The sequence below is a fragment of the Streptomyces sp. NPDC016640 genome (assembly GCF_043076215.1).
Taxonomy (GTDB): Bacteria; Actinomycetota; Actinomycetes; order Streptomycetales; family Streptomycetaceae; genus Streptomyces.
Map to the genome: position 1 here is coordinate 68,178 of NZ_JBIBRG010000017.1, position 26,325 is coordinate 94,502.

A 26,325-nucleotide genomic window follows, 5' to 3' on the forward strand; every position below is an offset into this window, starting at 1 on the left:
CTACACCTGGGGCGGCCAGCCCATTTCCCCTGGTCGGAGGCTCCGCCGTAACCGATTCAACGATGTTGCGTTAGATGCATCGTGAGTCGAGGGGTGGATCTGCCAGGGGCCGCGCACTTGGTGCTGGCCGACGGGGTTGTGCATCTGGAACCGGAGCCGGCCGTCTTCGAGGCGATGCTGGACGGCTGGGCCCGGCAGCAGAGGACCCGTTTTCTGGACGAAGACGGGACGATCAAGCCGCGGCTGTCGGTGGTGCGGAGGTTCGCCGAGTTCACCAACCAGTACCCCTGGCAGTGGGAGCCCGCCGAGGTCGAGGCGTTCATCGACCACCTGAGGTCGCGGCGGACGAAGTTCGCCGTCTCCACCGGCCGGAACTACCAGAACGCCCTGCGGATGTTCTGCGAGTACGTCACTGATGCACGCTACGGATGGCCGCTGCGCTGCCTGGACCGGTTCGGTCAGGCACCCGCGCAGATCCTGCACGAGTGGAACACGGTTACCCACAGCAGTGAGTACGAGGGCGATGCCAGCCGACGCCCACTGACCTACGACGAGGTCCAGGCCCTGTTCGATGCGGCCGACGCACGGGTGGACGAGATCCGGGTCCGGCGCCGCAAGGGATCCCTCGCCGCCCTTCGGGACGCCATCCTCCTCAAGACCGTCTACGCCTACGGACTGCGCCGCCAGGAGGCTTGCGGCCTCGACCTGGCAGACCTGCGGCGGAACCCGAAGATGCCGCAGTACGGCCGGTTCGGCGGCCTGTTCGTCCGTTACGGGAAGGCGTCCAAGGGCGGCCCGCCCAAACGACGCACCGTTTTGACCGTCCCCGAACTGGACTGGATCGCCGACCTCCTCGACCAGTACTTGGACGAGGTCCGCCCGGCCTTCACCCCGGGAAAACACCCCGCGCTCTGGATCACCGAACGCCGCGGCCGGATGTCCGCCCGCCGCCTGGACGAAGCCTTCGAGACCGCCCGCAAGACGGCGGACCTGCCCGAAGAACTCGACTTGCACGGACTCCGGCACAGCTACGTCACACACCTCGTCGAGTTCGGCTACCCCGAGCGGTTCGTCCAGGACCAGGTCGGCCACGCCTACGCCAGCACCACCGCGATCTACACCGGCGTCTCGGACGAGTACCGCAACCGGCTGCTCCAGCGGATGTTGAAGGAACGGCACGCCGAGCTCTGGGAGGACGACGAGACGTGATCAAGAAGATGGGCTACCACTGGCGTCTGCGGCAGATCATGGCCACCCGGCAGATGTTCCAGACCACTGACCTGGTCGGCCCACTCGCCGAGCGAGGCATCACCCTCTCCCGGGAACAGGTATTCCGCCTGGTCACCCAGCCCCCACAGCGACTGTCGATGGACACCCTCGCGGCGCTCTGCGACATCCTCGGCTGTCAGCCCGGCGACCTCATCGAGGTCCGGGTCGTCAACGAGGAGATCCGCAAGACCGCAGACGAAGCACCGGTCCGGCCGCTGCCGACTGCCCGCCGGACCACGATCCGCCGGCCCGAGGGACTATGACCAAGGCCCGCGACCGCCAGCGAGCCGAACAACGACAGGCCGCTCTGGACCGCGTGATCACCGCCCTCACTGCCTCACTGCCCGGCCTCGGCCGGGCGGAGGCCGTTCAGGCCGTCTCCGAGGCACAGGCCGCCCGGGGCATCCCGCTCCGCGACCTCGACCAGCACCTCGCCGACCACCCCCAGGCCCTGATCTCCGGCGAAGCCCACTGCCCACCTGTCGCCATCCGTCTCGCCAAGATCCTTCACACTGCGGGACACACAGCCGTGGTCCGGCCGGCCTGCACCGACTGTGGAAGATTCAACCTGGACCTCCCACGGCTCGGCCCTAATGGGCGCCTCTGCATCAACTGCTCCGCCCGCAGCAGCAAGGGCACCTGTGATCGATGCGGCCGCACCGACACCCGGCTCGCCGCCCGCCGAGCTGAGGGCCCCATCTGCTATTCCTGCTACCGCGTCGATCCGGATGTCGTCGAAGAATGCGTCGCCTGCGGCCAGCTCCGCATGCCGGTCACCCGTCGCCCGGACAACGCGCCGCTCTGCGCATCCTGCTGGACCGGCCCCCAGCACACCTGCGTGAGCTGCGGCACCCTCGGCCCAGCCAAGTCGAACGGCCCCGACGGGCCGCTTTGCGCGTCCTGCCACCACCAGCAACAGAAGCCGGTCAGGGAATGCGGCCGCTGCGGACAAGCACGACGCATCGCTCGTCGGGCCACCGGCTCGCGGCCGGACATCTGCGAGGACTGCTACAACGGGCCCACCAACACCTGCTCTACCTGCGGGAAAGTCTGCCCCTGCCACCGCGGGACGGACGGCGCATGGATCTGCCGGACCTGCCGCCCGGGGCTGACCCAGGAGTGCTGCCGCTGCGGGCGGACCCGCCGCATCCACACCCGCTGGCCGATCGGCCCGGTCTGCTCGACCTGCTACACCATCGTGCTGGACGCGCCCGCGACCTGCGCAGGCTGCGGCCGCCACCAGCCGCTGATCGGCATCACCGAGGACGGCACCAGGATCTGCGGAACCTGCGCGGGCACCGCCTTCGATTACACCTGCCGCACCTGCGGGCTCGGCGGCCGGACTTACGCCGACGCGCAGTGCGCCCGCTGCGTCCTCACCGCCCGCCTCCAGCAGCTGCTGTCAGGCCCCGACGGGCGCATTCCGACACCGCTACAGCCGCTGCGGGACGCTCTCGCCCTGGCCAAGCGTCCCCGCAGCATCCTGCACTGGCTCAAGCACAGCCCGAACGCTGCCCTCTTCACCAGCCTGGCCGCCTCCGGAGAACCGATCACCCACCAGCGGCTCGATCAACGCCCGCCCAGCCGGCACCTGCACTACGTCCGACACACCCTCGTGCACCTCGGCGCCCTCGCAGAGCGTAATGAGGAACTAGAACGCATCCCCGCCTGGCTGGACACGGTCCTCGCCGACCGCCCCACCGGCCACGTCCAGCTGGTCCGTCCCTACGCGCACTGGCACTTGCTGCGACGAGCCCGACGACGCGCCGCCCAGCGCCGCCGCCCAGCGGAACCGGGCTCGTTCCTCCGCACCCGCGTCCTGGTGGCCCTGGAGTTCCTCGCCTGGCTCGACGAGCACGGCCTCGACCTGGGCGGACTTCGGCAAGACGGCCTCGACCGCTGGCTGGACGCGGGCAACACCCGCACCTACGCAATTCGCTACTTCCTGTCCTGGACCACCGGCCGCGGCCTGACTGGCAAGCTCACAGTCCCCTCCATTCCGCGTCAGCAGCCCAGCCAGCTGATGGACGAAGACGGCCGCTGGCAGCTGCTGAAACGGTGCCTGACCGACTCCACGATGGCTCTGGACACCCGGGCCGCCGGCGCACTGATCCTGCTCTTCGGCCTGCATGCGTCCCACGTCCGGCACCTGACCGCGACCCAACTCGTTCACCGCGATGGCAACAGCTACCTCACCGTCGACCGGCACCCGATCCTGCTGCCGCCCCGGCTCGCCAGACTCCTTCACCAGCTGGCCGAAGCACCCCACACCCGGGCCGCCCTCACCCGCACCAACCGCGGCGAGCCATGGCTATTCCCCGGTCTGGTCCCTGGCCGCCCCACCTCTCAGACCGGCCTCAGCTCAAAACTTCTGCCCCACGGCATCGACACCAGACCGGCCCGGAACGCGGCCCTGGTCGCGCTCGCCGGTGACCTGCCCGCACCGGTCCTCGCGAGCATCCTCGGCCTCCACCCCAACACCGCAGTTCGCTGGGCAGGGTTCGCCAAGACCTCCTGGGCCGACTACCTCGCCGCCCGCGCCCACGACATGCAGAGGCATCCAGGCAAGGATGTCCAGGACGGAGTCCCCCGTCTCCCTTCAAGCAGAAACACGCAGGACAACTGCCACTGACTCCGAGACCATCAGCCAATGACCACAGAACCGCACCTGCTGTCCCTCCGCATCGTCGTTCCACCGCTGGGAAGCCGACACGGCGCCGTGGAATGCCGACCGATCATCAATGGACGAGACATCCTGGCCGACGTGTTCGACGAGGGGCCGGCAGCTGACCCTCGGTATCTGTTGGGGCAGCATGCGCCGCTTCACGCGACAGACACGCCCCGCGAGGTTCGGCTTGCCGAGGCCGAGTGCACGGAAGGATGCTGCGGCGCTGTCTACGTGACCATCAGGCGCGAAGGGCAGCACGTGGTCTGGAACGGCTGGCGCAACCCGGATGAAGACGATGTCGACCTCCCAGAGCTTCGATTCGACGTCAAGCAGTACGACGCGGAGGTCCGCCGGGCCTCGACCGACCGCAGCTGGGAGTGGCCGGCCCGAACAGTCGCCAGGCTTCTGGAAGAACGGCTCCGGGAGCGTGTCGGCTGGCTGACGACCTGGGAATGCGAACTGGGAGCCGTCTCAGCTTGGCACTGGGAACCTGACCAGATCAGCGTCTTCCTGTTCCATCCCGGCCGCTCCGCGATCAGAGAAGACCGTCCCTGGCTTCAGTTCAAGATGACCCTTCCGGTCTCCGGAGACGACCCGGGCGACCAAGCAGAGCGCCTTGAGGCTCGTATCACGGCCGAAGACCCCCGCGAGGTCGCCGAGGTTTGCGGCGGGTCAAAGGAGTTTGCCGATCAGCTCGGCTACCCCTGGCCAGGTCCCCGACGTCGAGCATGAAGAGCGGCTGAGGCGAGGAATACGACACGCCAGCAATAAGTGGTCTCCGCCAGTACGCCTCCGGGCGCTGCCCGGGTGAGCGCCGCGTGAGCAGGGGCGGTGATGCCGGTGACCGGCATCACCGCCCCTGGCGTCTCCCCGGCCCGCGACGTCGGGCGGGGCCGTACGACGCCGGTTCCGTGTCAGGGACGGCGTGCCGCCCCCATCGCGCGTGTGAACGACGCCGGGTCGCCCTCGAACCCCTGGACCCCGGGGCGGAACTCCCAGGCCCCGGAACCGTCCCGTACGAACTCCGCGACCGTCGCGGCGGTGGCTCCCGGGACGCCGCCGAAGTCGTCCTCGGCCAGGACGGTGTACCCCTCGCGGATACGCAGGCCGGGGTTGCCCACGTCGGCGAACGTCCGCCGCGCCTGGTGCTGCTGGATGACGACACCGACCACCACGCGCGCGTACCGCCGGTCGAGCCGGTCCAACTCCAGCGTCATGACCTCGTCGTAGCCGAAGCCCTTGCCGTCCTGACTGTCCCGGTTGAGCGTGATGGTGCCGTCGGGGGAGCGACTGTCGAAGTGCACCACATAGGCCGGATCGCCCTGCGGGTCGCCTGACGGATAGGGCGCGGCGACGAGATCCAGGTCGGTGGTGGGCCGCCCCGACGGACTCGGGTCCCACCTCAGCGCGATCTCGACCTTGCGGATGCCCTTGTTGAGGCCGTTCACCAGTCTTCCCCTTCCCCGTGACCGTCCGGCCGTCACAGCCCAACTGCCGGGTCGTCCCGGCAGGTTGTCCATCCTGCCACGCGGGCGGGGGCGTGCGCCGGGAAGCAGTCCCGCCGAGGACGACCGCCGCCGCGCTCCCTGGCCTTACGATGGCGCGGTGCTGGTCAAGTGGATTCGCTGCACCGTGGTGGACCGCCGTGGGTTCGAGCGGGGGCAGCGAAAGTGGGCGGGGCTTCTGGGGGAGCCGGGGTTTCGCGGGCAGGGCGGAGGCTGGAGCCGGGGGCGGCAGGACGTGGCGCACATCTTCTCGTTCTGGGAGAGCCGCGCCTTCTACGACTCCTTCATGGCGCGCTCCCACGACCGGCTCGCCTCGGCCCAGTCGGGCACCTTCAAGGACGCGCAGGTCAGGCTCTTCGACCACCGTTTCGACGTGAAGACCGGCTTCGAACCACGGTTCACCGACGCCGACCTGCTCAGGGTGGCGCTGTGTCGCGCCCACGAGGAGCGGGCCGAGCACTTCGTGCTGATGCAGGAGAAGGTCTGGAATCCGGCGATGGCGGGCTCGCCCGGCATGATCCGGGGCCTGTTCGGCGAGGCGCCGGGCAACGAGTTCCTGGTGCTGTCGATGTGGCGATCGGCCGCCGAACACGGCAAGTACCGTACCGAGCGGGTGGAGCGCCTCGCTCTGCGGGCGCAGACGGAGGCCGACATCGCGGCCCTGGCGGGGGACGTCGTGGACATGGAAGCGGCCTGGACGGTCTGATGTCCGGACGCCGAAAAGGTGGCCCTCGTGTGACTGACGGTGCGGGAGGTGTGTGACCTACACCGTATGGGGCGCGCACGAGTGCCCGTCGCACCGTCACTCGATCTAGGGTTTCGGCATGGCACGACCACGGCGCATCGTCCTTGTCCGGCACGGCGAATCGACGGGCAATGTTGATGACTCCGTCTATGAGCGCGAACCCGATCACGCCCTCGCCCTGACCGAGCGGGGCGTACGGCAGGCGGAGGAGACGGGCGAGCGGCTGCGGGACCTCTTCGGCCGCGAGCGCGTCAGCGTCTACGTCTCGCCCTACCGCCGGACGCATCAGACGCTGAGCTCGTTCCGCCTCGATCCGGGGCTGATACGCGTGCGTGAGGAACCCAGGCTGCGTGAGCAGGACTGGGGAAACTGGCAGGACCGCGAGGACGTGCGTCTGCAGAAGGCCTACCGGGACGCTTACGGGCACTTCTTCTACCGTTTCGTCCAGGGGGAGTCCGGAGCCGACGTCTACGACCGGGTCGGCGGCTTCCTGGAGAGCCTGTTCCGCAGCTTCGAGGCCCCCGACCATCCGCCGAACGTCCTGATCGTCACCCACGGTCTGGCCATGCGGCTGTTCTGCATGCGGTGGTTCCACTGGACCGTGGCGGAGTTCGAGTCGCTCGCGAACCCGGGAAACGCCGAGATGCGGATGCTCGTTCTGGGGGAGGACGGCAAGTACACCCTGGACCGGCCCTTCGCGCGCTGGCGGGATCCGAGGCCGTACGGGATCACCGGACAGCCGGGAAGCACCGGATAGAGTGGCAGGGCGATGACCGTTGACCTCTCTCCCGCCGGGCGCCTGGACCGCGCCCTGGCCGGCCTGCGCGGACTGTCGGTGGGGGACGCGCTCGGCTCGCAGTTCTTCGTGCCGGTGAACCACCCGCTGCTCAAGCACCGGGAACTGCCCCCGGGGCCCTGGCAGTGGACCGATGACACGGAGATGGCGTGCTCCGTCGTCGCCGTCCTGGCCACGCACCACCGGATCGACCAGGACGCCCTCGCGCAGTCCTTCGCCGAGCACCAGGACTTCGACCGGGGTTACGGGCCCGCGGTCGGCCGGCTGCTGCGGCTGGTCCGTGAGGGCGGCGACTGGCGTGAGCTCGCCGCCGCGCTCTTCAACGGACAGGGGTCGTGGGGAAACGGCGCCGCGATGCGGATCGCGCCGCTGGGCGCCTGGTACGCGGACGACCCCGAGCAGGCCACCCACCAGGCCGAGATCTCCGCCTATCCCACGCATCAGCATCGTGAGGCCGTGGTCGGTGCCATGGCCGTCGCCGCGGCGGCCGCGCTCGTCGCCGCCCCGGGCGGGCCGCCCGGTCCGGAGGCCCTCCTGGACGGTGTCATCGGGCTGGTGCCCGCGAGAAGCGCGGTCGGTGCCGGGCTGCGCCGGGCCCGGGACATGCTCGACTACGCCGATGCGGCGACCGTCGCGGCCGTGCTCGGCTGCGGGCGGCGTACGACGGCGCACGACACCGTGCCCTTCGCGCTCTGGTCGGCGGCTCGGGCCCTCGGCGACTACGAACGGGCCTTCTGGACGACCGCGCAGGTGGGTGGGGACGTGGACACGACGTGCGCGATCGTGGGCGGGGTGGTCGCGGCAGGGAAGGCGGGGGCGCCGCCCGCCGAGTGGACCGACCGGGTCGAGCCCCTTCCCGGCTGGATGCGGGTCCCGGTCTGAGCGCGGCGTTCGAACTCTCCGTGCGGATCGGGAACTCTCCGTGACCGATCGCTCGTTGTCGGAGCAGTCACTGTGTGAGGCAGGAGAACTGACACGTGTAGACGGGTCGTTCGAGACGGGACGGGCAGGGGAGGGCCGTGGAGTGTTCATGAAGGCGCTGCTCTGCGTTGTGCTCGCCCCGAGGGCCGCCCCGTCGCGGCTCGCGACCCGGCCCGGGACCCTCCGGCCGACGCCCGTGACGCCAGCCGGAGAGCCGCCGGGCCGGACCCGTGGCGGCCGCTGTTCAGTCGATGCCGGGTCCGGCCGAGCCGGACAGCGCCTCCAGATCGCTCTTGCGGACCCGGATGACCGACCGCGCGGTGGCCAGGGCCGGTACGGCCATCACGGCAGCCGGGACGAAGGCCGTCGAGATGCCCTGTGCGAGCACTTCGTGCGCCCAGGGAGCGGGCGGTTGCTGCGTCTGCGCGAACTCCGCCTTCCGCTCCGCAGTCCCTTCGGCGGGGAAGTCCGCCACCTGCTTCTCGCCCTCGTCCCTGCCGGTCACAATCGTCGCGTCGGGTACCACCATGAGTTGGCAGGCCGCGATGACGGTGAGCGCGATGCCGGGATGTCCGTCCCGGCGCGCCGCACCTGGCTTCTGGTCCTGGATCAAAGGAGAGGTTGTCACCATGGGTCCCCCACGAGTGCGTCAGTGAACGCTTGCGTTCACTTAATGCGTCGTCGCCCGGTGCGTCCCCGTCAGTCGCCGCGCGGCATGCGCTTCATCCCCGAATTGCCCGCTTCCTCTGCTCGTTGGAGAGAGTCAGATGGTTTCTTCGAGCTGGGTGGCCGCTCACACCCAGGCGGCCGCTTCCCGCCGCCGCGGCGCCGTGCTGGAACGTGCGATCCTCGATGCCGCCCTGGAGCAGCTCAGCACGGTCGGCTGGAACGGCCTGACGATGGAGGGCGTCGCCGCAGGCGCCCAGACCGGGAAGGCCGCCGTCTATCGCCGCTGGCCCTCCAAGGAGGATCTGGTCGCGGATGCCCTGCGGGCCGGACTGCCGCGTTTCGGCGCGGTGCCCGATCTGGGGGGTGTGCGCGAGGATCTGCTGGACCTGTGCCGGCGGGCGCGCGACGCGATGTTCTCCCCCTCGGGATTCGCTGTGCGCTCGGTCATTCACGAATGTGACACCGCGCAGGCCGAGCACTTTCATACCGTCATCTTCGAAGGAGTGATCGAACCGACCCTCGAGATGCTGCGCGAGGTCATCGAGCGCGGAATCGAGCGGGGGGAGGTACGCGCCGACGCGGCGAACGGGTTTGTCTTCGACGTCATCCCGGCGATGATGATGTACCGCTCGAAGGTGTGCGCCAGCGAATGGCCGGACGTCGATCTGGAGGCGATGGTCGACCAGTTGATGGTTCCGCTGCTGCGGCGGAGCGGGGACTGAACCGGGTGCGGCCGAGGCGGCGATGCCGCTCGGGGAACCGGGGTGTCGCGGGCCGTTCCCGGCGGCGTACGCTAAGGACGCCATGCCGTACGAACCACCTACTCACGCCGTCGAGCGCTCTCTTCGCGCCACGACAGGGGCGAAGATCATCGCAGGTGTCGACGAGGTGGGGCGCGGCGCGTGGGCCGGCCCCGTCACCGTCTGCGCGGCGATCACCGGACTGCGCCGGCCCCCGGAGGGTCTCACCGACTCCAAGCTCCTCACCGTCAGACGGCGCACCGAACTTGCCCAGGTCCTGCGGACCTGGGTGACGTCGTACGCACTGGGGCACGCCTCTCCCGAGGAGATCGACGAACTGGGGATGACGGCCGCCCTGCGGCTGGCGGCGGTTCGGGCGCTGGAGGCGTTGCCGATGCGGCCGGACGCGGTGATACTCGACGGCAAGCACGACTATCTGGGCGCCCCTTGGCGGGTCCGCACGGTGATCAAGGGCGATCAGTCATGCGTGGCCGTCGCGGCGGCCTCGGTGATCGCCAAGGTCCAGCGCGACAAAATGATGGCCGAACTGGGCACCGACCATGCAGACTTCGGTTTCGCGGACAACGCCGGGTATCCGTCGCCCGTGCACAAGGCCGCACTGGAGGTCCGGGGGCCCACCCCGTGCCACCGCTTGTCGTGGGCGTATCTTGATGCGCTGCCCCAGTGGCGGCATCTCAAGAAGGTCCGCAGCTCGGCGGGCGGGAGTGTTCCGGAAATCGAGGGTCAACTCGGCTTCGACTTCTGACGAACCGCTCGCACTCATGTGCCACCCCCCGGTGCGAGTCGTACCAGTGTTTGATAAAAATCAGCCCATGCCTCTCATTCCCGAGGAGCCTCAGATTCACGAGAGTGCCCAGGGTCCCCGCGCCACGCCGGCCAGCGGCCGTACCGCGCCGACCCCCCGCCCCGTACCCGGTCCCCGCCCTGCGGCTCCGTCGCGTCCCGGTCGTCCCGGCCCGCCCCGGCCCGCGCCGCCGACGCAGCGTGCGCCGCGCGACACGGCCGAGCCCGGCCCCTCCGACCCGTCCGCGCCCGCTGCGGGCACCCCGCGGATCCAGGTGATCCCGGCCTCGGCCCAGGGGGCGCTCGACGCCGCCGAAGAGGCCGTGGACCTCCTGCTGGACTCCGGCCGCGGCCCCGGTGACGTGCTGGTGATCACCACCGGCGAGCCGCACCCGTGGGCCACCCACGAACTGTCCTTCGGCGAACCCTCCTACTGGGCCCAGCACGACGCCGGTGACGATGTCTTCTACACGGACGCCCAGGTCGCGGAGCGCGCCGGCGCGCGGCCCGTCGTCGTGGTCGCCGTCAACGGCGGCCCGGAGTCCGTGGCCGCCGACGCCCTGTCGGTGGCCCGCGCCCGGGCCCGTACCCTGCTGATCGTCTGCGGCGACCCGCAGCGGATCAACTCGGTGCTCGGCGCGGGCGTCTGAGCCGGTGTACCGGCGTCCGGACGGGCGCCGGGGGTGACGCGAACGCCGCGCCCGCGGCGTCCGCGCCGTCGCGGAAGCGGCGTGTCCGGAACCGGAGGAGGCGGCGGCACACGTGTGTCCCCGCCGCCCCGTGCGGGACCGAGTCCGGGGTCGTCGTAGGGACCGCGCCGGGCCGTCTCGCGTCCCGAGCCGCACCGGTGTGCGGGCCGCGGGACCCGGGCGACCGTGCGCGGCGTCAGCGTGCCGCCGCGCGGCGCAGTATGTCCGACGCGGCGCCGCCGGTGCGCGGTATGCGGGGCGGGGCCTCGGACATGGCGAACGGCTCCGGGGGCGAGCCGGCGCTGGGATGACGGCCGCCGCGCCCCTCGCCGAGGACCTGCCAGCCGTCACGGGTCAGTGTGATGTACGCCCCGCAGCGCAGGCCGTGCAGCGTGCAGGCGTCACGCAGCCCCCACATCCACGCACCGTCCTCCTCCGTCCAGCGCGCGTCACCGTCCCGGCAGTGGAGCAGCACGGCGGTGCGCACCGGGGTGCGGCGCCGCAGGTCGTGCGGGATGACGCGACGCAACTGGGCCAGCAGCGCGTTGCGGAACATCCAGCCGTCAGCGGGAGCGCTGCGCCGGGTGAACGAAGCGCTGGCCCGCAGTCGTTCGTCCGGATCGAGCACGGCGACGACCGCGGTGCCCGGCCCCGGATGATGCCGGGCGTGCAGTCCGCTGACGACCTCGCGCGGACTGCGCAGCAGCGGGATTCCCGCGGCGGCCCACTCCGCGGGTTCGAGTACACGGTTGGCGGAGGCGGCGGACGTCGACAGCGATGCCGCTGAGGACGGAGCGAATCCGAAGGTCACGGTCCTCCCTTCGGCTACGCCCAGGCTGCGGGCGGGGACGGATTCGGGGGAGCGCGCCCGCGACGGAGAGCCCAACCTGATCGGCGGGCGAGCCGTGCGGGTGCGGACTTCGATTCTTCCTGTCGAACTTGGATGCGGCAACGAGCAATCGGGGCAGGGGGGCGTTATCGGGCGTTCTGCGGCGAATATCCCCACCTGCTGGACGGGTGAGGGGTCAGCCCTGGACGGCCAGCACCAGCGGCAGCACGTCCTGCGCACCGGCCCGCCGGAGCAGGCGCGCCGCGACCGCGAGGGTCCAGCCCGTCTCCGTGTAGTCGTCCACGAGCAGCACCGGTCCCCGTGCCTCCGCGAGGGCGGCGGCGAGGGGCGCGGGCACGGTGAGCGCGCCGTCGAGGGCCTTGAGCCGCTGGGCGCTGTTGCTCCGGGAGGCGGAGGAGGCCTCGCCCGTGTAGGCCAGCGACCCGAGCAGCGGCAGGCGTCCGATCTCCGCGATGTGCGCCCCCAGTGAGTGGATCAGTCGGGGCCGGCTGCGAGAGGCGAGGGTGACCACCCCGACCGGCCGGACCCGGGGGTCCGCCGCACCGGGGGCCCAGCCGCCCGGCCCCTTGGCCCAGTCGGCCAGCACTCCCACCACGGCCTTGGCGACATCGTCCGGTACGGAACCGTCCGGCGCCCGGGGTGCGAACATCGGGCGCAGCCGGTTGCCCCAGCCGATGTCCGACAGGCGCCCCAAGGCCCTCCCCCGCGCGGCCTGCTCCCCGGCCGGAATACGCCCTTTGAGGTCCATCCCGATGGCCGGGAGCCCGGTGGGCCACATCCGCCGGGGCTCCACCTCGACGCCCGCACGGCCGAGATCGACACGGGCCGCCTCGAGCGCGGCGGTGGAGGCGTCGGCGGTGTAGCGCGCGCCCGCGCAGTTGTCGCAGCGGCCGCAGGGCTTGGCGCCCTCGTCGTCCAGCTGCCGTTGCAGGAACTCCATCCGGCAGCCCGTGGTCGCCGCGTAATCACGCATCGCCTGCTGTTCGGCCCTGCGCTGGCGTGCCACCCACTCGTACCGTTCGGTGTCGTACGTCCACGGTTGACCGGTCGCGGTCCAGCCGCCCTTGACCCGCTTCACCGCCCCGTCCACGTCGAGCACCTTGAGCATGGTCTCCAGACGGGAGCGGCGCAGTTCCACCAGCGGTTCGAGCGCCGGCAGCGACATGGGCCGCTCCGCGCGGGCGAGGACGTCGAGGGTGCGGCGCACCAGGTCCTCCGGCGGAAAGGCGAGCGACGCGAAGTACTCCCAGATCGCCTCGTCCTCCCTTCCGGGCAGGAGCAGTACCTCGGCGTGCCGGACACCGCGCCCGGCGCGGCCGACCTGCTGGTAGTAGGAGATGGGGGAGGACGGCGAACCGAGGTGCACCACGAAGCCGAGGTCGGGCTTGTCGAAACCCATGCCGAGGGCGGACGTCGCGACCAGGGCCTTCACCTTGTTGGCGAGCAGGTCCTCCTCGGCCTGCTGCCGGTCGGCGTTCTCCGTCTTGCCGGTGTACGACGCGACGGTGTGCCCGCGCTGCCGGAGGAAGGCGGTGACCTCCTCGGCGGCGGCGACCGTGAGTGTGTAGACGATCCCCGAGCCCGGGAGCTCGTCCAGGTGGTCGGCGAGCCAGGCCATCCGGTGCGCGGCGTCGGGCAGGCGCAGCGCGTTGAGGCTCAGACTCTCCCGGTTCAGGGGACCCCGCAGCACCAGCGCGTCCGACGAGCCGCCGGTGCCGAGCTGTTCCGCCACGTCGGCGGTCACGCGCGCGTTGGCGGTGGCGGTGGTGGCCAGTACCGGTACGCCGTCCGGCAGCTCGGTGAGCATGGTGCGCAGCCGGCGGTAGTCGGGGCGGAAGTCGTGCCCCCAGTCGGAGATGCAGTGCGCCTCGTCGACCACGAGGAGCCCGGTCGCGGCGGAGAGTTCGGGCAGTACCTGGTCCCGGAAGTCGGGGTTGTTCAACCGCTCCGGACTCACCAGCAGCACATCCACGTCGCCCGCGGTGATCTCGCCCTGGATGGAGTCCCATTCCTCGCTGTTGGACGAGTTGATGGTGCGGGCGTGGATGCCGGCTCTGGCCGCGGCCTCCACCTGGTTGCGCATCAGCGCCAGGAGCGGGGAGACGATCACGGTGGGTCCGCTGCCCTGTGCCCGCAGCAGGGACGTGGCCACGAAGTAGACCGCGGACTTGCCCCAGCCCGTGCGCTGGACGACCAGGGCACGGCGCTTGTCGGCGACCAGCGCCTCGATCGCCCGCCACTGGTCCTCGCGCAGCCGGGCCTCGCCCGAGGGGTCGCCGACGAGGCGGGCGAGAACCGCGTCGGCGGCCGCCCGGAGTTCCGCGTTGATCGTGTGCTCCATGGGTTCCATACAACAGGACGGGACCGACACGCGGGTGCCCGCGGGGGAGGGAGCCGGGGTGTCCCCCCTCACCGGGGCCCTCCCCCGAGGTGTGTGACATGCCCCTGATGCGAGTTATCCACAGGTTGAAGCGGAATGTCGCAATCCGCGAGATCGTCTTCGCATGACGAACCACCACGGCGAGACGGCCGGGTCCTCCGAGAACAGTGACCTCCACGGGCGTGACGGACAGGACGACGCAGGCACGGGGCGGCGACCGGAGGCAGCCGCCGCCCGCACCGGGTCCACCGAGTCCGTCCAGCCCGCCGACCCCCGGACGAACGGCGGCGTGACGGACCGCGCACCGCGCCCGCAGGACCTCACCTGCACCGCGTACGACAGCCGCGGCGACGAACAGCAGGTCACCCTGCGCACCCCCGCCGAGCTGGCCGACGCCCTGCCCTACCTGCTCGGTTACCGTCCGGAGGACAGCATCGTGCTGGTCGCTCTGCACGACAAGGACGGGCGGGGACGGTTCGGCGGCCGCGCCCGCCTCGGTATCCCCGCCCAGCCGGACGACTGGCCGTCCGCCGCCCGGCAACTGGTCCACGGCCTGGTGAAGGGCAGCGAGCGCCGGGGCGCCCGGCCCGAGCAGATGGTCGTCTTCCTCTGCCACGAGCCGGGCCGGGGCGAGACCGGCCGGCAGGTGAGGGAACGGCTGGGGCCCCTCGCTCACACACTGCGCCTGGAGTGCGGCGCCCTGGACATCCCCGTGGTGGAGGCGCTGTGCGTCTCGGACGGACGCTTCTGGTCCTACTGCTGCGACGACGAGGGCTGCTGTCCGGCCGAGGGGACACCGATGGGCCTGCCCGGCACCTCGGTGCTGGCCGCCGCCGCCACGTACGCCGGACTCCAGGTCCGCGGCACCCTGCGCGAGCTGCGCGCCAGGCTCCTTCCGTGGGAGCACTCCGCGGCCCTGGACCAGGAGGCCGCCCTGGACGCCGCCAGCATGGCGCTGGTCCCCAAGATCCTCGACACGGCGGGCCGGCTCGAGGTGGCCGAGGAGACGCTGGGGCTGGCCGAGCGGCTCATCGGCCGCCTCGCCGACGCGCCGCCCGTCCCCGGCATGCTCCCGGCGGATCTGCGGGACGACGAACTGCTCGCGCACGACGAGGCCGCGGCGCTGATCCTCGGCCTGCAGGACCGCACCACCCGGGACCGTGCGGCCGAGTGGATGGAGGGCGACCGGGCCGACGCGGCCCTTCGCCTGTGGCGCGCCCTGGCACGCCGCTGCGTCGGCTCGTACGGCGAACACGCCGCGGCGCCCCTCACGCTCGCCGGATGGGTCGCCTGGTCGACCGGTGACGAACTGGAAGCCCGGGAGGCACTCGCCATGGCGCTGGGGGCGGATCCCGACTACCTCTTCGCCCGCCTTCTGCACCAGGCGTGCAACGAGGGCCTCGACCCCGAGTCGATCCGCCGCTGCCTGCGGGCGGAACACGTGGACCGTGGGCGGACGATCTCCGAGGAATCGGCCGAGGGGACGGACCTGCGCAAGGAGGACGGCCGTGAGACGCCGGACGCCGGCCCGGCGGTCCCGGGTCCGGTCCCCGGTCCGCGGGCGGTGGTTCCCGGCCCCGGGACGGCCCCCTCGCCCTGCCGGCGCCACGCGCGCGCGTCCGGCGCCGGCCGTGGCTCCTCCCGCCGAGGGCGGACGGAGGCCGGCCGGCCCAGCGGGCGGCTCCCGCATCCGCGGGCGTCGGCGGGGAGCACGCACCCCGGAGGCGGCACGGCGGGTGGCACGCGGCCGGGCGGCACGGACGAGCGCGGGAGGCGCCCCGGCACGGCGGGCGCCGGCCCGGCGGGTCCGGGCGTCGGGCACCGGGGCGGTGCCGCGCCGGAGGGCGCGCAGGCCGGTCGGCGGGACCGTGACGGGGAGGAGCGGGGCTGAGTGATCACGGTGGCAGGACGGTCGTGGCGGAAAGGGCGGGACCCGGTCCGGCAGCGCGGGAACCGAAGATGCCGGCTCTGGGGCAATGGCCCGTGCCCACGGGTGACGCCACTCGAAGCCGGCCGGTCCGTCCGGGGGCGCGCCCCCGGACGGACCCGAAGCGGGGACGCACCCCCATGGCCGCGGAGGTGTTGCGCGGGGCCATGCGATGGCGCTCGTGACCGTGGGGACTTCCGGCCGCCGGCGGCCGGAAGAAGACGGTGCCGTGCCTCCGGGCCCGGGAGAGGCCGAGGCGTCCGGTCATCGGTTGCCGCAGAGGTGCCGCGGGGCGGCGGACGGGGCGGCGCCCCGCTTCCGCGCCCGGTGGCATGCCGTCGCGTGACCGCCGCCAAGGCCGCGTCGGAAACCGCGCGGGACGGAAGCGGATGAGTCGTCGTCACGACCGGGAAGAGAGTGCTTATCGTCAGGCAGACGACTATGATCGCCGCATGCCCTACGACCCGTCAGCCTTTCCGCCCTTCGCCGTCACCGTGGATCTGGTCGTGCTGACCGTGCGCCGCCATGCTCTGTGCGCGCTGGCGGTACGCAGGGGCGAGCCGCCGTTCCAGGGGCGCTGGGCGCTCCCCGGTGGCTTCGTACGGGCCGATGAGGACCTGGCGCAGGCCGCGGCCCGTGAACTGGCCGAGGAAACCGGGCTACGGGTGCACGACCCCGCTGTCCCCGCCCAGGACAACGGTGCTCACCTGGAGCAGCTCGCCACGTACGGCGATCCCGAGCGTGATCCCCGGATGCGTGTCGTCAGCGTCGCGCACCTTGCCCTCGCACCCGATCTGCCCGCCCCCCGCGCGGGCGGCGACGCCAGCAACGCGCGTTGGGTGCCCGTCGAGGAACTGCTCCAGCAGGACGGTTACGGCCGTGAGGACGAGCCGGCGGCGCCGCTCGCCTTCGATCACGCCCGGATCCTGTCGGACGGGGTGGAACGCGCCCGGTCCAAGATCGAGTACTCCTCGCTGGCGACGGCCTTCTGCCCGCCGGAGTTCACCGTCGGCGAGCTGCGCCGTGTCTACGAGGCGGTCTGGGGCGTGGCGCTGGACCCGCGCAACTTCCACCGCAAGGTGACGGGCACGCCGGGCTTCCTGGTTCCCACCGGCGGCACGACCACCCGGCAGGGCGGCCGCCCCGCCCAGCTCTTCAGGGCCGGCGGGGCCACCCTGCTCAACCCCCCGATGCTGCGCCCCGAGGTCTGACACGGGGGCGACCGGACCGCCTGACGGGGCCGGCGGGGCGCACACCCCTGCCGGCAGCAGGCCTCGCATGCCCGAAAAACCCGATATGGCGCGCTATGTTGCATCGCGTGATCCAGGCCATCGGACTGACCAGCAATCCCCGCAAAGAGCTTCCGCCCGCCGTCGACGACGTCTCCTTCGAGGCGCACGCGGGCCGCGTCACCGCGCTGCTCGGAGCACCGGGCGCCGGCAAGACGACGGCGCTCGGGCTCATGCTCGAACTCCAACGCGGTCGTGGCGTCACCTACTTCAGAGGCCGCCCGTTGCACCGCATCCCCCACCCTTCACGCGAAGTCGGCGTGCTGCTGGGCGACGTACCGGGGCACCCCGCCCGCACCGTCCGCGGGCACCTGCGCATGTTGTGCGCGGCGGCGGGCGTCCCGGGCCGCCGCGCCGACGAAGTCCTCGAGGCGGTGGGGCTCGTGAACCTGCGCGACGAACGGCTCGGCATCCTGTCGCGCGGCATGGACCGCCGCCTCGGGCTGGCCTGCGCGCTGCTGCCGGACCCGCACACCCTCGTGCTCGACGACCCCGCGCGAGCGCTCTCCGTCGGGGAGAACCGCTGGTGGTACGGCATGCTCCGGGCACACGCGGCCCAGGGCGGCACGGTCCTGTGCACGACGGCCGATCCCAAGGAGGCCGCGCGCATCGCCGACCGCGTGGTCACGCTGGAGCGGGGGAGGGTCGTCGCCGACCAGGACGTCGCGGACTTCTCCCGCACCCGGCTGCGTCCCCGCGTCGCCGTCCGCAGTCCGCACGCCGCCCGCCTTTCCGCGCTGCTCACGCAGGAGGCCCGCGCCGCACAGCGGTCCGTGGAGGTCGTACGGGAGAGCGGCAACCGCCTCTGCGTCTACGGCACTACCTGTGCGTACGTCGGCGAGACCGCGTTCCGCAACGGCATCGTCGTACACCAACTGGCGGACGAGACCGGGGACATGGGTCCCGGCGCCGGGTTGACCGACCGAGAGGCGAACGACGGGGCGCACCAGGAAGCGCACCCGGGGGCGGACGAGCGGGCTGCCCCCGCCGGCCGTGCCGCGCCGGGAGCCGGTGGACCCTCCCCGTCCGCCACTCGCGCACCGTCGCCGGCCCCCGCCCCGCCGGAACACGCGACAGGCGGCCCGCAGCGGGTTCACGCCACCGCGGCGCGGCACCACCCCGGTGCCTCGGCCGACGGGGGCGGGTCCGTGTCCGTGCCCAGCGGGCGGGAAGCGCCGCAGGACACCGTCGGGGAGCGGACCCGGCCGGCTGCCGGAGCCCGCTCCCGGCGCCGGGCCGGGGCCGAGCCGGGCACCGGGCGCGTGCTCCCGCCTCCCATCACCGTCCGTCCCGCACCCAGGCCGCTGCGCCCCCTGCGCTATGAGATCCGCCGTGCCACGGGTGTCCGTACGGGGTACCTCGTCGCGGCGGGCGTACTCGTCGTGTCCGCGGTCACCGCCGTGCTGCTGGCACGGGCCGGGCACACCCCCCAGCCGCGCCTGCTGGCCGCCTGGCCGAGGGAGTTGCCGCTGCCGCCCGCGGCGCTGGGCGCGGGACTGCTCGGCGCGCTGGCCTTCGGTGACGAGTTCCGCCACCCCGCGCTGGCGGCGGACCGCGGCACCGTGCCCCGGAGGCTGGGACTGCTGGCCGCCAAACTCCTCGTGGCCTCGGCCGCCGCGCTGCTGCTGGCCGTCCTGACCGTCGGGTGCGACGCCGAACTCCTCTACCTCGTCTACGGACGCGAGGCCGTCCAGGTCCGCGCCGACTGGCTCCCGCTGGGTGCCGGATGGCTCGGGCTGGTGATGGGCTGCGCCTGTGCCGGCGTGCTGGCCGCGGGCGTTTTCCGGTCCACGACGGCGGGGCTCGCGGTGGTCGTGGCCGTCCCCCTCCTCGTCGGGCCCCTCGTGGACAAGATGACGGAGTGGCCCTCGGCGCGCACTCCGGTGCCGGTGTCGGAGCGGTTGAGCGAGGAGACGCCCTTCCGATGGGCCTTCGGGGGCGAGCACCGCCTGGACGCGGTGTTGCGGTTGGCCGCCCAACCCGTGGGCGGCGCAATGGCGTTGTCACTGGCGGTCCTGCTCGGTGCCTACCTGCTCACCGATCTGCGGAACCGAGTCCGATGACGACCGTACGCGAGCGCATCGGACCGAGCCTGCCTGCAACTCCCCACAAAATGCCCGCTTCCTTCCGATAAGGCGTCAATTGCGACGGGGTGAGCGATCACCCTTTCGTGTGCTTTTCAGCAAAGACCTCAAGGGAGTTGGCGGCGACGCCGACAAAGGATGCGTGAGTACCCTTGCGCACACCATGATGACCGCCGCCCGCTCCGCAGACTCCGGCCTCACGAGCCCGGGCGCACTCGACCGCTACCCCTATGCCGAGGCGCCCGCCGCCGACCGCGCCGGGCTTCCTGCCTGGGAGGGCGCGGATCCGGAACTGGGCCGTATGGGCCGACGGGCCGCGGGCAGCCGCGGCCGCGGGCTGCACGGCCAACTCGTTCAGCAACTGGGTCAAATGATCGTTTCGGGCGACCTGGGGGCGGACCGCCCGCTGGTGCCGGAGGAGATCGGCCAGCGCTTCGAGGTCTCCCGCACCGTCGTCCGTGAGTCGCTCCGCGTCCTGGAGGCCAAGGGCCTGGTCAGCGCCCGCCCGAACGTCGGCACGCGCGTGCGCCCCGTCAGTGACTGGAATCTCCTCGACCCGGACATCATCGAGTGGCGGGCCTTCGGGCCGCAGCGGGACAACCAGCGCCGTGAGCTCAGCGAGCTCCGCTGGACGATCGAGCCGCTCGCCGCCCGCCTGGCGGCCGGTCACGGGCGGGAGGACGTGCAGCAGCGCCTGTCCGACATGGTGGAGATCATGGGCCACGCCCTGGGGCAGGGCGACGCGCTCACGTTCGCCCGCGCCGACGTCGAGTTCCACTCCCTGCTCATCCAGGTCGCCGGCAACCGGATGCTGGAGCACCTCTCCGGGATCGTGTCCGCCGCGCTCCAGGTCTCCGGCGGCCCGGTCGCGGGCTGTGAGCGGCCGAACGAGACGTCGATGGGGCACCACGCGCGGATCGTCGACGCGCTCGCCGGCGGCGACGGCGCGGCTGCCGAGGCGGCCATGCGTCAACTCCTCACGTTCCACCCCGAGGTGGAACGCGTGGTGCCCGCCCCGCGCGAGCACTGACCGCGTTCCGCGGACGGCGCGGTCCGGCATGCCATCCCCCTCCTGTGGCAGCGCCCCACCGATGAGCCGTCCCCCGCCGGACCCCGCGAGATCGTCGACGATCCCGCGGGGTCCGGCGGCGAGAGGAGCGGGGAGACGCGCAGAGGCGACCTCCTTGTTCACGGAATGAACACATTTGTTCCTGTCTGACGGCTTGCGGGTACTTACGGGTGTGACTCGGGCCACGTGGATTGGGCGTAACACTCCCGGGAAGAACGCGATGACCTAAGAGGTGACAGCCGCGGAGGGAATACGGACGCCGTTCATGGCGCTGTGCATCTTCCCGGCACCCGCCCGCGCCGTCGGCCCATCCCCAAGCCGGCGGTCGGCTCCTGTCCACGACGGACGGGGCCGGAAGCCGTTTTCCAACGTTCCGAGAGGTTGTTCGTGTCGGCCAGCACATCCCGTACGCTCCCGCCGGAGATCGTCGAGTCCGTCTCTGTCATGGCGCTCATTGAGCGGGGAAAGGCTGAGGGGCAGATCGCCGGCGATGACGTGCGTCGGGCCTTCGAAGCTGACCAGATTCCGGCCACTCAGTGGAAGAACGTACTGCGCAGCCTCAACCAGATCCTCGAGGAAGAGGGTGTGACGCTGATGGTCAGTGCCGCAGAGCCCAAGCGCACCCGAAAGAGCGTCGCAGCGAAGAGTCCCGCCAAGCGCACCGCCACCAAGACGGTCGCGGCCAAGACGGCGACCGCCCGGAAGGCCACCGCCGCCACCGCGCCCGGGGCGGCGTCCACCGCCGACCCCGCCGCCGAGGAGGAGGCGTCCGCCAGGAAGGCGGCTGCCAAGAAGACCACCGCCAAGAAGGCGACGGCGAAGAAGACCACGGCCACGAAGAAGACGGCCGCCAAGAAGACCACGTCCAAGAAGGACGACGCCGAGCTGGTCGACGAGGAAGTCCTCGAGGACGCCAAGGTCGCGGACGAGCCCGAGGGTGCCGAGAACGCCGGTTTCGTGCTCTCCGACGAGGACGAGGACGACGCGCCCGCCCAGCAGGTCGCCGCCGCCGGCGCCACCGCCGACCCGGTCAAGGACTACCTCAAGCAGATCGGCAAGGTCCCCCTGCTCAACGCCGAGCAGGAGGTCGAGCTCGCCAAGCGCATCGAGGCGGGTCTGTTCGCCGAGGACAAGCTGGCCAACTCCGACAAGCTCGCGCCGAAGCTCAAGCGCGAGCTGGAGATCATCGCGGAGGACGGCCGCCGCGCCAAGAACCACCTCCTGGAGGCCAACCTCCGTCTGGTGGTCTCCCTGGCCAAGCGCTACACCGGCCGCGGCATGCTCTTCCTGGACCTCATCCAGGAGGGCAACCTCGGTCTGATCCGCGCGGTGGAGAAGTTCGACTACACCAAGGGTTACAAGTTCTCCACCTATGCCACCTGGTGGATCCGCCAGGCGATCACCCGCGCGATGGCCGACCAGGCCCGCACCATCCGCATCCCGGTGCACATGGTCGAGGTCATCAACAAGCTCGCGCGCGTCCAGCGCCAGATGCTCCAGGACCTGGGCCGCGAGCCCACCCCGGAGGAGCTGGCCAAGGAGCTCGACATGACTCCGGAGAAGGTCATCGAGGTCCAGAAGTACGGCCGCGAGCCCATCTCCCTGCACACCCCGCTGGGCGAGGACGGCGACAGCGAGTTCGGTGACCTCATCGAGGACTCCGAGGCGGTCGTCCCGGCCGACGCGGTCAGCTTCACACTGCTGCAGGAGCAGCTGCACTCGGTCCTGGACACCCTGTCCGAGCGCGAGGCGGGCGTCGTCTCGATGCGCTTCGGTCTCACCGACGGTCAGCCGAAGACCCTCGACGAGATCGGCAAGGTGTACGGCGTCACGCGTGAGCGCATCCGCCAGATCGAGTCCAAGACCATGTCGAAGCTGCGCCACCCGTCGCGCTCCCAGGTACTGCGCGACTACCTCGACTAGACCGGGGCCGCACGCGACGGCGGTCGGGTGCCGTGTTCACCGAGGTCCGGTTCCCGTTCTCGGGAGCCGGACCTTTGCGTTGCCGCGCGGGTGCGGGGTCCGGCGGGCTCGATCACCCTGGGTGTTCCAGGATCACCCCAGTGTGAGGAGCGCGCATGCGACGTCGTCTTGCCCGGGCCCTGGCCCTGGCGGCCGCCGGGACTGTCATACCCCTGGCCTCGGCCGTTCCCACGGCCGCCGACAGCATCGTCGTCGGCGGCTTCCCGGCCGATGTCGTGGACAGTCCGTGGACGGTGGCCCTGGCCAGCCGTGACCGGTTCGGCGGTACGCGAGCGGGACAGTTCTGCGGGGGTGTGGCGGTCGGCCGGACCACTGTGCTCACCGCGGCCCACTGCATGGACGAGGAGGTGCTGGGGGCGCCCCCGGACCGTGTGCACGACCTCAGGGTGATCACCGGGCGCACGGAGCTGCTCTCGGAACGCGGCCGGGAGATCGCCGTACGCGACACCTGGGTGAACCCGGGCTACGACGGTGTCACCAACTCCGGCGACTTCGCGGTGCTCACCCTGGCCGAGCCTCTCCCCGCCGGCTCGGCCATAGCCATGGCGGGGACGGGGGACCCCGCCTACCGGGCGGGCACGACCGCCACGGTCTACGGATGGGGGGACACCACGGGGTCCGGCGCGTACGCGGGAAGCCTGCACGCGGCGCATGTGCGCGTGCAGCCCGACGCGCTGTGCGAGAACGCGTACCCGGGCGGTTCCGTGGGCACCTACCGCGCCGGGACGATGCTGTGCGCGGGAGAGACGGCCGGGGGCCGGGACGCCTGTCAGGGGGACAGCGGGGGGCCGCTCGTGGCCCAGGGGCGGCTGATAGGGCTCGTGTCCTGGGGTGCGGGGTGCGGCTGGGCGGGCAGCCCGGGGGTGTACACGCGCGTCTCCGACATCCTGCGGACCCTCGGGCGGACGCGGGCCTGAGGGAGCACGAAGGGGCCGCTCCGTGACTCCGGGCGGCTGTGGGGGCCCGGGCGGCGGCCACGGGCGCGTCCGATGACGAAGAGGCGGGCGGCTGCCTCCGCTGCGGAGGCAGCCGCCCGTTCGCCGGCCTGTGCCGGGCTGCTCGTCGTCGGACGTGAGGTGTCAGTGCTCTTCGTCGGAGGCGTTCGCCGGAGGGGCGGTGAGCCGCTCCGTCTCGTCCTGTATCTCAGCGGCGATCTTCTTGAGTTCCGGCTCGAACTTGCGACCATGGTGGGCGCAGAAGAGCAGTTCTCCACCGCTCAGCAGGACGACGCGCAGGTATGCCTGGGCGCCGCAGCGGTCGCAGCGATCGGCGGCCGTCAACGGGCTTGCGGGGGTAAGAACAGTAGTCACGTCGCCTCTTCTCTAGCTCGACGAGCTGTCGTACCAGGGTCAACATCCAACCAGCCCCAAAACGTTCCCGCTCGTGGCTTCTCCTCGAAAAAATCTTTCCGAGGTGGGTGGCTGTTGCCGGCTGGCGGCGAATGTGCCGTAGTGCGTGTCTTTGTGCCGTACGGATTCGCGTCGTATCGGTGGTCGGCCCTCCCGGCTGGGTTGCCGGTTGTTCATGAGGACGTGCCCGGAGCCTAAATGGTTCATGCCCCGAAGGGAACGTGATGTGTGCTTCACTCCATCGAGGGATCGAACAGGTATGCGACTGTCGACTAGGCTGAGCGCGGACGAGGGTGGCGTTACAACGGCTCTACCAGGCCTCGGTACCCTCTGACCGGTGACTGGAGCCACGCCCTTACCCATGAGGGCCCCATGTGAAATTCAGCGAGGAGCGAACCGCGTGACCGCCGAGACGTCCGTGCCGTCCACAGCGCTGCTGGCAGGAGCAGACCGGGACGGTTCCAACTACACCGCGCGGCACCTGCTCGTCCTCGAGGGGCTCGAGGCCGTGCGGAAGCGCCCCGGTATGTACATCGGATCGACTGACAGTCGCGGTCTGATGCACTGCCTCTGGGAGATCATCGACAACTCGGTCGACGAGGCCCTGGGAGGCTACTGCGACCACATCGACGTGGTCCTCCACGACGACGGCTCGGTGGAGGTCCGGGACAACGGCCGCGGCATTCCGGTCGACGTCGAGCCCAAGACCGGCCTTTCCGGGGTCGAGGTCGTCATGACCAAGCTGCATGCCGGCGGGAAGTTCGGCGGCGGCTCGTACGCCGCCTCCGGCGGTCTGCACGGCGTCGGCGCCTCCGTCGTCAACGCCCTGTCCGCACGGCTCGACGTCGAGGTGGACCGCGGCGGCCACACCCACGCGATCAGCTTCCGGCGCGGCGTCCCCGGCGCCTTCGCCGCCCTCGGCCCCGACGCGAAGTTCGAGGCCGGGAACGGGCTGCGCAAGACCAGGAAGCTGCCGAAGAGCCGCAGCGGCACGCGCGTGCGCTACTGGGCCGACCGCCAGATCTTCCTCAAGGACGCCAAGCTCTCCCTGGAGACGCTGCACCAGCGCGCCCGCCAGACCGCGTTCCTGGTGCCCGGGCTGACCATCGTCGTCCGTGACGAGTACGGGCTCGGTGAGGGGGGCAGCAAGGGTGAGGAGTCCTTCCGCTTCGACGGCGGCATCAGCGAGTTCTGCGAGTACCTGGCCTCCGACAGGCCCGTCTGCGACACCCTCCGCCTCACCGGCCAGGGCACCTTCAAGGAGACGGTGCCCGTCCTCGACGAGCACGGACAGATGACGCCCGCCGAGGTCACCCGCGAGCTCGGCGTCGACGTCGCGATGCGCTGGGGGACCGGTTACGACACCACGCTCAGGTCGTTCGTCAACATCATCGCCACGCCCAAGGGCGGCACCCATGTCGCCGGCTTCGAGCAGGCCGTCGCCAAGACGATGAACGAGGTGCTGCGCGCCAAGAAGATGCTGCGCGTGGCCGAGGACGACATCGTCAAGGACGACGCCCTCGAGGGCCTGACGGCGGTGGTCACGGTCCGCCTGGCCGAACCCCAGTTCGAGGGACAGACCAAGGAGGTCCTCGGCACCTCGGCCGCCCGCCGCATCGTGAACAACGTGATCTCCAAGGAGCTCAAGGCGTTCCTGACCTCCACCAAGCGCGATGACGCCCAGCAGGCACGCGTGGTCATGGAGAAGGCCGTCGCCGCGGCCCGCACCCGCATCGCGGCCCGTCAGCACAAGGACGCGCAGCGCCGCAAGACGGCCCTGGAGTCCTCCTCGCTCCCCGCCAAGCTCGCCGACTGCCGCAGTGACGACGTCGACCGCAGCGAGCTGTTCATCGTCGAGGGCGATTCCGCGCTCGGCACGGCGAAGCTCGCCCGGAACTCGGAGTTCCAGGCGCTTCTGCCGATCCGCGGAAAGATCCTCAACGTCCAGAAGTCATCCGTGACGGACATGCTGAAGAACGCCGAGTGCGGCGCGATCATCCAGGTCATAGGGGCCGGGTCGGGGCGTACCTTCGACATCGACACGGCGCGCTACGGCAAGATCATCATGATGACCGACGCCGACGTCGACGGCTCCCACATCCGCACACTGCTCCTGACGCTGTTCCACCGCTACATGCGGCCCATGGTCGAGGCCGGCCGGGTGTTCGCGGCGGTTCCGCCGCTGCACCGGATCGAGATCGTCCAGCCCAGGAAGGGGCAGGACAAGTACGTCTACACGTACTCGGACCGGGAGCTGCGCGACAAGCTCATGGAATTCAAGAGCAAGGGCGTCCGCTACAAGGACTCGATCCAGCGCTACAAGGGTCTCGGTGAGATGGACGCCGACCAGCTGGCCGAGACCACGATGGACCCCCGTCACCGCACCCTGCGCCGGATCAACCTCACCGATCTGGAGGCCGCCGAACGGGTCTTCGACCTGCTCATGGGCAACGACGTAGCCCCGCGCAAGGAGTTCATCTCCAGCTCGGCGGCGACGCTGGACCGGTCGCGCATCGACGCGTAGCGGCCGCTCCGGGCGCGCTCACGGCGGATCGCGTCACCTGATGGGGTGAAGGGGAACGGGAAGA

The 26,325-nt window shown here is 71.3% G+C and carries 21 protein-coding genes and 1 pseudogene; 17 read left to right on the forward strand and 5 right to left on the reverse strand.

Features of this window, described 5'->3' with window-relative positions:
* Positions 1-93 precede the first annotated feature (93 nt).
* Genes ACF07S_RS28875 through ACF07S_RS28890 form a run of 4 tightly spaced genes read left to right on the forward strand, consistent with a single transcriptional unit; the run spans position 94 to position 4,669 of the window.
* Positions 94-1,209: a tyrosine-type recombinase/integrase gene (locus ACF07S_RS28875; RefSeq protein WP_391975535.1), complete on the forward strand. Its 1,116-nt coding sequence runs from the start codon at positions 94-96 to the stop codon at positions 1,207-1,209.
* Positions 1,206-1,532: a helix-turn-helix domain-containing protein gene (locus ACF07S_RS28880; RefSeq protein WP_391975536.1), complete on the forward strand. Its 327-nt coding sequence runs from the start codon at positions 1,206-1,208 to the stop codon at positions 1,530-1,532. The genes ACF07S_RS28875 and ACF07S_RS28880 overlap by 4 nt, the downstream gene beginning before the upstream one ends.
* Positions 1,529-3,901, forward strand: coding sequence for an XRE family transcriptional regulator (locus ACF07S_RS28885; protein WP_391975537.1), 2,373 nt, complete (start codon positions 1,529-1,531; stop codon positions 3,899-3,901). Before ACF07S_RS28880 ends, ACF07S_RS28885 begins: the two co-directional genes overlap by 4 nt.
* An 18-nt stretch (positions 3,902-3,919) precedes the next feature.
* Complete coding sequence (locus tag ACF07S_RS28890) at positions 3,920-4,669, forward strand: hypothetical protein (protein WP_391975538.1); 750 nt, start codon at positions 3,920-3,922, stop codon at positions 4,667-4,669.
* 182 nt (positions 4,670-4,851) lie between these two features.
* On the opposite strand, the gene ACF07S_RS28895 is transcribed toward ACF07S_RS28890, so the two are convergent.
* The gene (locus ACF07S_RS28895) at positions 4,852-5,385 is read right to left on the reverse strand and encodes a TerD family protein (RefSeq protein WP_391966240.1); all 534 of its coding nucleotides are present in this window, start codon (positions 5,383-5,385) and stop codon (positions 4,852-4,854) included.
* Positions 5,386-5,542: 157 nt separating this feature from the next.
* Between ACF07S_RS28895 and ACF07S_RS28900 the strand changes: the two genes are divergently transcribed.
* From ACF07S_RS28900 to ACF07S_RS28910, 3 genes are all read left to right on the forward strand, one after another.
* Entirely contained in the window at positions 5,543-6,148 is a 606-nt protein-coding gene (locus ACF07S_RS28900; RefSeq protein WP_391966239.1) for a YdbC family protein, read from the forward strand.
* A gap of 118 nt (positions 6,149-6,266) precedes the next feature.
* On the forward strand, positions 6,267-6,944 hold the full coding sequence (locus tag ACF07S_RS28905) for a histidine phosphatase family protein (protein WP_391966238.1): 678 nt from the start codon (positions 6,267-6,269) through the stop codon (positions 6,942-6,944).
* A gap of 12 nt (positions 6,945-6,956) precedes the next feature.
* A complete protein-coding gene (locus tag ACF07S_RS28910; RefSeq protein ID WP_391975539.1) occupies positions 6,957-7,865 on the forward strand; it encodes an ADP-ribosylglycohydrolase family protein in 909 nt (302 codons plus the stop codon).
* 283 nt (positions 7,866-8,148) lie between these two features.
* On the opposite strand, the pseudogene ACF07S_RS28915 reads toward ACF07S_RS28910, so the two are convergent.
* Positions 8,149-8,400: pseudogene (locus ACF07S_RS28915) on the reverse strand (MFS transporter); the annotation flags it as partial.
* A gap of 271 nt (positions 8,401-8,671) precedes the next feature.
* On the opposite strand from ACF07S_RS28915, the gene ACF07S_RS28920 reads away from it, so the two are divergent.
* From ACF07S_RS28920 to ACF07S_RS28930, 3 genes are all read left to right on the forward strand, one after another.
* Positions 8,672-9,295, forward strand: coding sequence for a TetR/AcrR family transcriptional regulator (locus ACF07S_RS28920; RefSeq protein WP_391966236.1), 624 nt, complete (start codon positions 8,672-8,674; stop codon positions 9,293-9,295).
* Between the two features lie 82 nt (positions 9,296-9,377).
* On the forward strand, positions 9,378-10,079 hold the full coding sequence (locus tag ACF07S_RS28925) for a ribonuclease HII (protein ID WP_391975540.1): 702 nt from the start codon (positions 9,378-9,380) through the stop codon (positions 10,077-10,079).
* A gap of 67 nt (positions 10,080-10,146) precedes the next feature.
* Positions 10,147-10,767, forward strand: coding sequence for a hypothetical protein (locus tag ACF07S_RS28930; RefSeq protein WP_391966234.1), 621 nt, complete (start codon positions 10,147-10,149; stop codon positions 10,765-10,767).
* A gap of 235 nt (positions 10,768-11,002) precedes the next feature.
* Here ACF07S_RS28930 and ACF07S_RS28935 read toward each other — a convergent pair whose 3' ends face one another.
* A complete protein-coding gene (locus ACF07S_RS28935; RefSeq protein WP_391966233.1) occupies positions 11,003-11,617 on the reverse strand; it encodes a hypothetical protein in 615 nt (204 codons plus the stop codon).
* 214 nt (positions 11,618-11,831) lie between these two features.
* The gene (locus ACF07S_RS28940; RefSeq protein WP_391975541.1) at positions 11,832-13,997 is read right to left on the reverse strand and encodes a RecQ family ATP-dependent DNA helicase; all 2,166 of its coding nucleotides are present in this window, start codon (positions 13,995-13,997) and stop codon (positions 11,832-11,834) included.
* Between the two features lie 163 nt (positions 13,998-14,160).
* Between ACF07S_RS28940 and ACF07S_RS28945 the strand changes: the two genes are divergently transcribed.
* The 6 genes from ACF07S_RS28945 to ACF07S_RS28970 all read left to right on the forward strand — a co-directional run bounded on the left by ACF07S_RS28945 (position 14,161) and on the right by ACF07S_RS28970 (position 23,305).
* Positions 14,161-15,927, forward strand: a complete 1,767-nt coding sequence (locus ACF07S_RS28945; RefSeq protein ID WP_391975542.1) for a DUF4192 domain-containing protein — start codon at positions 14,161-14,163, stop codon at positions 15,925-15,927.
* A gap of 488 nt (positions 15,928-16,415) precedes the next feature.
* A complete protein-coding gene (locus ACF07S_RS28950; protein WP_391966230.1) occupies positions 16,416-17,174 on the forward strand; it encodes an NUDIX domain-containing protein in 759 nt (252 codons plus the stop codon).
* Between the two features lie 107 nt (positions 17,175-17,281).
* Positions 17,282-19,315 (forward strand): ATP-binding cassette domain-containing protein, encoded by a 2,034-nt coding sequence (locus ACF07S_RS28955; RefSeq protein WP_391975543.1) that lies wholly within the window; start codon positions 17,282-17,284, stop codon positions 19,313-19,315.
* A gap of 163 nt (positions 19,316-19,478) precedes the next feature.
* On the forward strand, positions 19,479-20,366 hold the full coding sequence (locus tag ACF07S_RS28960) for a FadR/GntR family transcriptional regulator (protein ID WP_391975544.1): 888 nt from the start codon (positions 19,479-19,481) through the stop codon (positions 20,364-20,366).
* Between the two features lie 426 nt (positions 20,367-20,792).
* Entirely contained in the window at positions 20,793-22,328 is a 1,536-nt protein-coding gene (locus ACF07S_RS28965; RefSeq protein ID WP_391966227.1) for an RNA polymerase sigma factor, read from the forward strand.
* A gap of 155 nt (positions 22,329-22,483) precedes the next feature.
* Complete coding sequence (locus tag ACF07S_RS28970; RefSeq protein ID WP_391975545.1) at positions 22,484-23,305, forward strand: S1 family peptidase; 822 nt, start codon at positions 22,484-22,486, stop codon at positions 23,303-23,305.
* Between the two features lie 162 nt (positions 23,306-23,467).
* On the opposite strand, the gene ACF07S_RS28975 is transcribed toward ACF07S_RS28970, so the two are convergent.
* Positions 23,468-23,698, reverse strand: a complete 231-nt coding sequence (locus ACF07S_RS28975; protein ID WP_391966225.1) for a hypothetical protein — start codon at positions 23,696-23,698, stop codon at positions 23,468-23,470.
* Positions 23,699-24,137: 439 nt separating this feature from the next.
* Here ACF07S_RS28975 and ACF07S_RS28980 point away from each other — a divergent pair, with 439 nt between their 5' ends.
* Positions 24,138-26,261 (forward strand): type IIA DNA topoisomerase subunit B, encoded by a 2,124-nt coding sequence (locus ACF07S_RS28980; protein WP_391966224.1) that lies wholly within the window; start codon positions 24,138-24,140, stop codon positions 26,259-26,261.
* Positions 26,262-26,325: the final 64 nt, after the last annotated feature.